The following is a 9,532-nucleotide window of genomic DNA, read 5'->3' as shown; positions in this document are numbered from 1 at the left end:
CCACCGCACCGGCACGACGCGCAGGCGGCCGTCGTCGCCGGTGGCGAGGCGTCCGGCGGCGATCACCCGCCGCCCCTGCGGCGTCCGCGCGAGGTGGATCACGAGCCCGATCGCGCTCACGGCCTGCCGCGCCGTCGTGACGGCGTCCATGCCGGCGAGCGCGCCCAGCGCCTCGAGCCGGGCCGGGACGTCGGCGACCCCGTTGGCGTGCAGCGTGCCCGCGCCCCCGTCGTGCCCCGTGTTGAGCGCCCCGAGCAGCTCCCGGATCTCGCTGCCCCGGCACTCCCCCACCACCAGCCGGTCCGGCCGCATCCTCAGCGCCTCGCGCACCAGGCGCGGCAGCGACAGCTCGCCCGCGCCCTCGATGTTCGCCTGCCTCGCCTCGAGCGACACGACGTGCGCGTGCCTGACCCGCAGCTCGGCGACGTCCTCGACGAGCACGATGCGCTCCCGCGGATCCGCCCGGGCGAGCAGCGCGCCGAGCAGGGTGGTCTTGCCGCTGCCGCCCGCTCCCGTGATGAGGAGGTTCGTGCGCCGGCGCACCGCCTCCTCGAGCAGCGCCCGGCAGCCGGGCGGGAACGCACCGGCCGCGTCGAGGGCGTCGAGCGTGGGCCGCGCCCGCGAGGGCAGCCGGATCGAGAGCAGCGTGCCGCGCGTCGACACGGGCGGCAGGACCGCGTGGACGCGCATCCCGTCGCCCAGCCGGACGTCGACGCACGGCGCCGCCTCGTCCAGGTGCCGACCGCCCTCGGCCGCCAGCCGCACGGCGAGCGCCCGTACGGCGGGCTCGCCGCCGAGGTCCACGTCGGGTCGGCGCTCGGGGCCCGTGCCGCGGTCGGCCCAGACCTCGCCGTCGCCGTTGACGAACACGTCGGTCGTCCGCGGATCCCGCACGAGATGCGCGAGCGGACCGAGCGCCGCCGGCACGCGGCGCGACGGCGAGGCGGACTCGGTGAGAGGGGCCCCGACGGGCACCAGGGCATCCGATCCCCCGGCCGTGGGCGCTGGCGCCCGCCGTGCGGCCACGCCGAGGGCACGCGCCCGCGGGACGAACGCCGGCGGGGCCTCGGCACCACCACCGCGCGTGCCCGGTCCCGCGCCTACCGCGGACCGGTGCCGCGACGCCTCCTCCGGGAGGACGCCTCGTCCGATGACGGATGCCTGCCACTCGATCATGCGCGGAGGCTAGGCGGAGCCGCCCGTGAACGGATGCTGCCGGCCGCGTGCGGGGAGGCCGTCATCCGGCCGCCCGCTGGGGAGGAGAGGGGCGGCGCCCATCGGGGGAACGGGCGCCGCCACGTGACGACGGATCGGGGGAATCCTGTACTCGCCACACGTCGGGCTTGACCCGACGGCATGAGCATACGCTCCACGCCTCCCCCTACGGGAGGGTCATGCGCGTTCTGGCCGTTCCCCCACCGGACTCCCGGCAACCCGGTCGCCCCGTCCGCCTCCCGTCCTCGTGGCGCCCCGCCGCCCACCCGCTAACGTGGGTCGCGGAGAGGATGACGATGACGATGTCCACGGACCCCCGATCGACCCAGCCCGGAGCCGCGAGGCCCGCCGCGCACGACCAGGACGAGGAGGGGACGACCACCCCCTCACGTCAGGCCCCGACGCCCGAGCCGGCCCCCGTCCATCCGCCGTCGGACGCGTTCCGCGCGACCCGCGTCGCCGACGAGTCGCTGGCCGCCGCTGCCGCCGCCGACCGGCTCGGCTTCTGGGCCGAGCGGGCCCGCGAGCTCGTGACCTGGGAGACCCCGTTCGAGACGGTCCTCGACTGGTCGGGCGCTCCCGTCGCCCGCTGGTTCCCCGATGGCCGGCTCAACGTCGCGTACAACTGCCTCGACCGGCACGTGCTCGCCGGCCACGGCGACCGCGTCGCGCTGCACTGGGAGGGCGAGCCCGGCGACACCCGTGACCTCACCTACGCGGAGCTCACGGCGGAGGTCAAGCGCGCCGCGAACGCCCTCCGCGACCTCGGCGTCGTCGCGGGCGACCGCGTCGCGATCTACCTCCCGATGATCCCGGAGGCCGTGATCGCGATGCTCGCCGTCGCGCGCATCGGCGCGGTCCACTCGGTCGTCTTCGGCGGCTTCAGCGCCGAGAGCCTGCGGGCCCGCATCGACGACGCCGCGGCCCGCGTGGTCATCACCGCCGACGGCGGCTGGCGCAAGGGCAAGGTCTTCCCGCTGAAGCCCGCGGTGGACGCGGCGCTCGTCGGATCGGCCGGCTCCGTGGAGCACGTCCTCGTCGTGAGGCGCGGCGAGAACGACGTCGACTGGGACGACACCCGCGACCTCTGGTGGCACGAGCGCGTGGCCGCCGCGGATCCCGAGCACGAGGCAGAGGCGTTCGAGTCCGAGCACCCCCTCTTCATCCTCTACACGAGCGGCACCACGGGGAAGCCGAAGGGCATCCTGCACACCTCGGGCGGCTACCTCACGCAGGCCGCCTACACGCACCGCAACGTGTTCGACCTGCACCCCGAGACCGACGTCTACTGGTGCACGGCCGACGTCGGCTGGGTCACCGGCCACAGCTACGTCGTCTACGGACCGCTCGCGAACGGAGCCACGCAGGTCATCTACGAGGGCACGCCGGACACGCCGGCGCCCGGCCGCTGGTGGGACATCGTCGAGAAGCACGGCGTGACGATCCTCTACGCCGCCCCCACCGCCATCCGCTCCTTCATGAAGACCGGCCGCGAGATCCCCGACTCCCGCGACCTCTCCTCCATCCGCCTGCTCGGCTCGGTCGGCGAGCCCATCAACCCGGAGGCGTGGCGCTGGTATCGCGACGTCATCGGCGGCGGCGACGTGCCGGTGGTCGACACCTGGTGGCAGACGGAGACCGGCGGCATCATGATCTCCGCGCTCCCCGGAGTAACCGCCACGAAGCCCGGATCCGCGCAGTCCCCCATCCCCGGCATCTCCGTGGCCGTGGTCGACGACCAGGGCGATCCCGTGGGGCGCGGCGAGAGCGGCCTCCTCGTGGTGACCGAGCCCTGGCCCGGCATGCTCCGCGGCATCTGGGGCGACCCGGAGCGCTACCGCGAGACGTACTGGGACCGCTTCGGCGACCGCTACTTCGCGGGCGACGGGGCCCGGCTCGACGAGGACGGCGACATCTGGCTCCTCGGCCGGGTGGATGACGTGATGAACGTCTCCGGCCACCGCCTCTCGACCGCGGAGATCGAGTCGTCGCTCGTCGCGCACCCGTACGTCGCGGAGGCCGCGGTCGTCGGCGCGTCCGACGAGGCGACCGGCCAGGCCGTCGTGGCCTTCGTGATCCTCCGCACGGCCGAGGCGAGCGCGCTCGGCGGTGAGGACCCGAACGAGGTCCTGCGGAAGCACGTGTCCGACCAGATCGGCGCCATCGCGAAGCCGCGCCGCGTGTTCGTGGTGCAGGAGCTGCCGAAGACGCGCTCGGGGAAGATCATGCGCCGGCTGCTGCGCGACGTGGCCGAGGGCCGCGCGATCGGCGACACGACCACGCTGGCCGACACGCAGGTCATGCAGGTGATCTCGGACCGGATGAGCGCGGGCTGACCCGCCGGGCGAACGAGGACAGCAGGAGGGCCGGGTGCGATGCGCACCCGGCCCTCCTCTCGTGCCCGCCGCGGCGGGCGACGGCTACTCGACGAGCGCCACCACGAGCTCGACCTCGACGGGCGAGCCGAGCGGCAGCTCGGCGACGCCCACGGCGGAGCGCGCGTGGATCCCGGCGTCGCCGAGGATCTCCCCCAGCACCTCGCTCGCCCCGTTGATCACGCCCGGCTGCCCGGTGAAGCCCTCGGCCGAGGCGACGAAGCCCGTGACCTTGATGACGCGCGCGATGCGGTCGACGCCGCCGGCCGCGTCCGCCGCCGCCGCGAGCCCGTTCAGCGCACAGGTGCGGGCGTGCGCCTTCGCGTCCTCAGGCGAGACCTCGGCGCCGACCTTGCCGGTCGCGGCGAGCGCACCGTCGACGAAGGGCAGCTGACCGCTCGTGTAGACGAGGCCGCCGTGGACGACCGCGGGGACGTATGCGGCGACGGGCGCCGCGACCGCGGGCAGCTCGATGCCGAGCTCGGCCAGCCGGTCGGAGATCGCGCCCATCAGGCGCCGTGCTCCGCGCCGGCGACCGGGCGCTTCATGTAGGCGACGAGCCCGCCCTCGGGGCCGGTGACGACCTGCACGAGCTCCCAGCCCTGGGATCCCCAGGTGTTGAGGATGGCGGCGGTGTTGTGGATCATCAGCGGCGTGGTGAGGTACTCCCACTGCGCGGGCGTTGCGGTCATCTCGGCTCCTTGCCGGTCGGGTCGGGGTGCATGACGGGACGGGCGCGGGCGGCCGGCGCACAGGTCTCACGGGTTCCCATACACCCTTCCCGTACTCTGGAGTCTATGTCTGCTTCCAAGAACACGCCCGGCCGCGTCGCCGCCGCGCTCACGGGCGTCCTCGGCATGAGCGCCGTGGCCGGCGTGCTGGTCGCGGCGATGGTCACCCCGGCCATCGCCGTCACGAGCCTCGCGGCCAACAACACGATCGGGCTCTTCGAGGACCTGCCGGACTACCTGCAGATCGACAACCTCGCCCAGAAGACCGAGCTCTACGCCACGCAGGGCGGCCAGCCGGTCAAGTTCGCCGAGTTCTACGCGCAGAACCGCGAGGAGGTCGGCTGGGACGAGGTCTCCGACAACGCGAAGGCCGCGGCCGTCGACACGGAGGACCCGCGCTTCTACGAGCACGGCGGCGTCGACGTGCAGTCCACGTTCCGCGCCCTCGCGCAGAACGTCATCGGCGGCGGCGTCGAGTCCGGCGCGAGCACCATCACCATGCAGTACGTGAAGAACGTGCTGGTGCAGAAGGCGGAGACGCTCGCGGCGACGGATCCCGAGGCGGGCAAGAAGGCCTACGCGGAGGCGACGCAGGAGTCGACCGCCCGCAAGCTCAAGGAGATGCGCCTGGCGATCGGGCTGGAGAAGAAGTTCGCCAAGAACGACATCCTCCTCGGCTACCTCAACATCGCGAACTACGGCGGCAGCGTCTACGGGATCCAGTCGGCCGCGAAGTACTACTACGGCGTGGACGCCAAGGACCTCAGCATCGCGCAGGCCGCGAGCCTCGTCGCCACGGTCAACTACCCGACGGCCCTCCGCATCGACGAGCCCGGCAACATCCCGGCGAACCAGCAGCGGCGCGACATCCTCATCGACAACATGCTGAAGCACCACAGCATCACGCAGGAGCAGCACGACGAGGCCATCGCGACGCCGGTGACCCCGACGATCACCCCGTCGGTGAGCGGCTGCAACGCCGCCCAGCCCGCGAGCGCCGCGTACTTCTGCGACGCGGTCAAGTACACGGTCGAGAACTCCGACGCCTTCGGCAAGGACTCCACGGAGCGCACCAACAACCTCAACCGCAACGGCTACAAGATCTACACGACGCTCAACCTCGACCTGCAGGCCAAGGCGACGGACGACATGCGCAAGCAGATCCCGACGACGATGAACAGCATCAACGTGGGATCCGCGATGACGAGCGTGGAGGCCAAGACCGGCCGCGTGATCGCCATGGTCCAGAACACCGACTACGGCAACGGCGACCAGCGCGGCGTCACCAGCGTCAACTACAACACCGACCAGGACTACGGCGGATCCGGCGGCTTCCAGGTCGGATCCACGTACAAGCTCGTGACGCTCCTCGAGTGGCTGAAGGAGGGGCACTCGGTCAACGAGGTCGTGCGCTCCTCGAACGGCACCTGGAGCGGGCGCGACTTCCAGGACTCCTGCACGGGCGGCAACCTCGGGTCCGACGTCCTGAAGGTCACCAACGACGGCGCGGCTCCCGGCCCCAACCGCACCGTGATGTCCGGCACGGCCAACTCCACCAACACGGCGTTCATGGCCATGGCCAGCGAGCTCGACATGTGCGGCATCGGCCAGACCGCGAAGGACATCGGCATCCACCAGGCCGTGCCCGACAAGCCGCTGTCCAACTACGTCTCGGACATCATCGGCTCGGGCGGCAACAACATCGCCCCTCTCACGATGGCGCAGGCGTACGCGACCGTGGCCAACAACGGGACCACGTGCGACTCGATCATGATCGACAAGGTGGTCCTCCCCGACGACACCGAGATCACGCCTCCGTCCGCGAACTGCCGCGAGGCCGTGAGCCCCGATGTCGCGCACACGGCCGCCTACGCGCTCGCCGGCGTCATGGGCGCGACCGGCGCCCCCGCGAACACGAACGACGGCACGCCGCTCATCGGCAAGACGGGCACCACGGACAAGGCGAAGGACACCTGGTTCGTGGGATCCAGCACCGAGGTCACCACCGCGATCTGGGTCGGCAGCGCCTCGGGCCAGCAGATCCAGCAGCGCAACACCAGGCTCCCGGGCGGGCAGCTCATGTCCACGGCGCGCTTCGCCGTGTGGAAGCCGTTCATGCAGGCCGTCAACGCGGTCTACAAGGGTTCGGCGTTCCCCGGCCCGGCAGCCGACCTCACGCGCACGCCGACGGTGCAGGTGCCTGACGTGTCGGGCATGTCCCCCGCGGACGCGCAGTCGGCCATCGAGGGCGCTGGCCTGTCCTTCGCCCAGGGCGGCGCGCGCCCCTCCTCGAGCGTGCCCGCGGGGCAGGTCGCCGGATCCGACCCCGGCGCCGGCGCCAACGCGGCCCGCGGATCCACCGTCACCGTGTTCACGAGCAGCGGGCCCGACCAGAGCCAGCAGCAGGGCACGCCTGGCACCGTCCCTGACGTGCGCGGCCAGGACGTGACGGGCGCACGCCAGGCGCTCCGCGCGGCCGGCTTCGACGTCACCATCGCGCAGGAGCAGGTGCAGGACAACTCGCAGATCGGGAAGGCGACCCGCACGGATCCGGCCGCCGGTCAGCAGAGCAGCGGCCCGGTGACGCTCTTCATCGGACGCAGCTGATGGGCGTGATCGGCACGATCGCGCGCACCGTCGGCGGGGTCGCCGCCGCGGGCGCCGCGGTCTTCGCGTACGCGTCGTTCTACGAGCGGCGCCGATTCACCCTCCGCGAGGTGACCGTGCCGGTGCTCCCCGTGGGCGCCGATCCCATCCGCGTGCTCCACCTCTCCGACATGCACATGGCGCCCTGGCAGCGCAAGAAGCAGCGGTGGGTGCGGGAGCTCGCGGGCCTGAAGCCCGACCTCGTCGTCGACACCGGCGACAACACGGGGCACGAGCAGGGCATCGTCGCCGTCGAGGAGACGCTCGAGGCCTTCCGCGGGATCCCCGGCGTCTTCGTGCACGGCTCGAACGACTACTACGGGCCGATGATGAAGAACCCGTTCAAGTACTTCACCGCGAACACGCACGCCACCCAGCGCCCGGCCGACCTCGACCTGGCGCGGCTCGAGCGGCTCTACGCGTCGCTCGGCTGGGTCGACCTCAACAACGCGGCGGGCGCGATCGAGGTCAACGGCACGCTGCTCGAGTTCTTCGGCGTCGACGACCCGCACCGCGAGTTCGACCACCTCGAGGCGCTCCCGGGCGCCCTCGACGCGCTGCGCGAGGACGGCGACGCCTACCAGGGCGCCTCGGACGCGCCGGTCGTGTCGGTCGGCGTCGCGCACGCGCCCTACCGGCGGGTGCTCGACTCGTTCGTCACCAACGGCGCCCGCATGGTCTTCGCCGGGCACACGCACGGCGGCCAGGTCTGCGTCCCCGGCTACGGCGCGCTCGTCACCAACTGCGACATCCCGCGCCGCCAGGTCAAGGGCCTGAGCGTCTGGCCGCACGCCGACCGCGCCGCCTACCTGCACGTGAGCGCCGGCCTCGGCACGTCGATCTACGCGCCCGTGCGGTTCGCCTGCTACCCCGAGGCGACGCTGCTCACGCTCACGGCGGTCTAGCCGCCCGACGCGTACTCGGGAGCCCGGAACATCGGGTATCGTAGAACCCGGCCCTCGGGCCATCGGGGTGTGGCGCAGTTTGGTAGCGCGCTTCGTTCGGGACGAAGAGGTCGCAGGTTCAAATCCTGTTACCCCGACACACCGCCTCCTCGGGAGGCACAGCACGACAGGCGTCACGACGAAGGGCCGCTCCTCCGGGAGCGGCCCTTCGTCGTGCGGTGATCCCGTGGGGCTAGCGCGAGCCGGGCTTCAGCCGGAGCGCCGGCCGCTCGATCGCGTAGTAGGTCGCGGCCGCCAGCGCGAGCGTCACCGCGCCCACCACGAGGGTGTTGAGCGCGAAGCCCGCGAGCGTGTCCGGCAGCACGAGGCCCGCGCGGCGGAGGAATCGGATCACCGGCAGGTGCCACAGGTAGACGCTGAAGGAGATCGTGCCGAGCCAGGCGATCCAGCGCAGCTCGAGGAAGCGCGTCACCGGACCGGGCGATCCCCCGCGCCGCGGCAGCGCCACGAGCAGAAGCAGCGTCGCGCACGAGGCGGCGACGACGCTCTCCTCGAACGCGCCCACGGGCGCCTCGGAGGCGACGACGATGAGCGCGGCGGCCGCGATCCCCGCCGGCACGCGCCAGGCCGCCACGCGGTCGCGCAGGCCCTCGTCCGCGGACAGGGGTAGCAGGATCACGGCCGCCGCCATGCCGTAGGCGAAGAGGTCCGCGTGCACCAGGATGCTGCGGTTCGCGACCGCCTCCCACGTGACGCCCCACTCGCTCGCCAGGCGGCCGCGATGCCCGAGCGGGGCCTGCGCGATGATCGACCAGACCTTGCCGGCCACGCCGATCACGAGGAGCACGGCCGCGGGGGCGAGGGCGCGGATCCACGTGGCCCTCCCCCGCAGAAGCCGCGCGGCGAGGAGCGCCACGATCGGCAGCACCACGTAGAAGGACACCTCGACGGCCAGCGTCCACGCGACCTCGATGCCGCTGCGCAGCGTGCGCGGCGCGTAGCCCTGCAGCAGCAGCGCGTTGAGCACCGTGTCCCACGGCCCGAGCGTGCCCACCTGGATGCCCGCGTCGCGGGTCTCGCGCGGCAGGATCGCGACGCGGAGCACCAGGCTCACGAGCAGCAGGACGACGATGTACCCCGGGAAGACGCGGAGCGCGCGGTTCGCGGCGTAGCGCGACAGGCGCGGCATCGCGCCGCCCTCGACGAGGCTGCGCGCGAACGGCAGGAACAGCAGGAAGCCGCTGAGCACGAAGAACAGCGTGACGCCGTGGCTGAAGAACGCGACCTCGCCGACGAGCGGGACGTCGGTCGTGGGCCGGGCGAGCTGGCGCTGCACGTGGTACAGCAGGACGGCCACGGCGGCGACGCCGCGGAGGCCCTCGATGCCCGGCAGGAGCGTGCGCACGCGCGCGGGTGCGGACGTCGGGGTCCCGGTCATGATGCCCTTCGCGGGTCGGTGGATCGGCGGTCGTCCAGTCTACGAGGCGCTGGATCCGAGGGGCCCTGGGCATGGCGACACCGAGCACGACGGCCGCCGCCCGGAGGCGACGGCCGTCGGCGCGCGCTCCCCATCGAGCGCGGGCTCAGTCCTCCGCGGGAGGAGCGGGCTGGGCCGGGGGCGCGGGCTGCGCAGGAGCCGCGGGCGCTTCCGGTGCGGTGG

The 9,532-nt window shown here is 72.9% G+C and carries 7 protein-coding genes and 1 tRNA gene; 4 read left to right on the top strand and 4 right to left on the bottom strand.

Translation table 11 applies throughout. The annotated features are described in order from the left end of the window. Window positions 1–1,176: TadA family conjugal transfer-associated ATPase (locus DZG00_RS08325; protein ID WP_119455525.1), on the bottom strand; the 1,176-nt coding region annotated here is incomplete at its 3' end. A gap of 335 nt (window positions 1,177–1,511) precedes the next feature. On the opposite strand from DZG00_RS08325, the gene acs reads away from it, so the two are divergent. After that, entirely contained in the window at window positions 1,512–3,551 is a 2,040-nt protein-coding gene (acs, locus tag DZG00_RS08320; RefSeq protein WP_119381160.1) for an acetate--CoA ligase, read from the top strand. An 84-nt stretch (window positions 3,552–3,635) separates the two neighbouring features. On the opposite strand, the gene DZG00_RS08315 is transcribed toward acs, so the two are convergent. Both DZG00_RS08315 and sp36 read right to left on the bottom strand, forming a co-directional pair. Then, window positions 3,636–4,100: a RidA family protein gene (locus tag DZG00_RS08315; RefSeq protein ID WP_119381159.1), complete on the bottom strand. Its 465-nt coding sequence runs from the start codon at window positions 4,098–4,100 to the stop codon at window positions 3,636–3,638. After that, entirely contained in the window at window positions 4,100–4,282 is a 183-nt protein-coding gene (sp36, locus tag DZG00_RS08310) for a Sp36 family protein (RefSeq protein WP_012297657.1), read from the bottom strand. Before sp36 ends, DZG00_RS08315 begins: the two co-directional genes overlap by 1 nt. 105 nt (window positions 4,283–4,387) lie before the next feature. Between sp36 and DZG00_RS08305 the strand changes: the two genes are divergently transcribed. The 3 genes from DZG00_RS08305 (at window position 4,388) to DZG00_RS08295 (ending at window position 8,009) form a co-directional block, all read left to right on the top strand. After that, window positions 4,388–6,928, top strand: a complete 2,541-nt coding sequence (locus DZG00_RS08305; protein WP_119381158.1) for a transglycosylase domain-containing protein — start codon at window positions 4,388–4,390, stop codon at window positions 6,926–6,928. Further along, window positions 6,928–7,872 (top strand): metallophosphoesterase, encoded by a 945-nt coding sequence (locus DZG00_RS08300; protein ID WP_119381157.1) that lies wholly within the window; start codon window positions 6,928–6,930, stop codon window positions 7,870–7,872. Before DZG00_RS08305 ends, DZG00_RS08300 begins: the two co-directional genes overlap by 1 nt. A 63-nt stretch (window positions 7,873–7,935) precedes the next feature. Then, window positions 7,936–8,009 (top strand) — tRNA-Pro (locus DZG00_RS08295). A 95-nt stretch (window positions 8,010–8,104) separates the two neighbouring features. Here the strand turns inward: DZG00_RS08295 and DZG00_RS08290 are convergent. Beyond that, window positions 8,105–9,310 (bottom strand): acyltransferase family protein, encoded by a 1,206-nt coding sequence (locus tag DZG00_RS08290; RefSeq protein WP_119381156.1) that lies wholly within the window; start codon window positions 9,308–9,310, stop codon window positions 8,105–8,107. Window positions 9,311–9,532: the final 222 nt, after the last annotated feature.

The sequence above is a fragment of the Clavibacter lycopersici genome (assembly GCF_003576405.1).
In the GTDB taxonomy this organism is placed as follows: domain Bacteria; phylum Actinomycetota; class Actinomycetes; order Actinomycetales; family Microbacteriaceae; genus Clavibacter; species Clavibacter lycopersici.
This window is presented reverse-complemented; position numbering and strand designations above follow the sequence as displayed.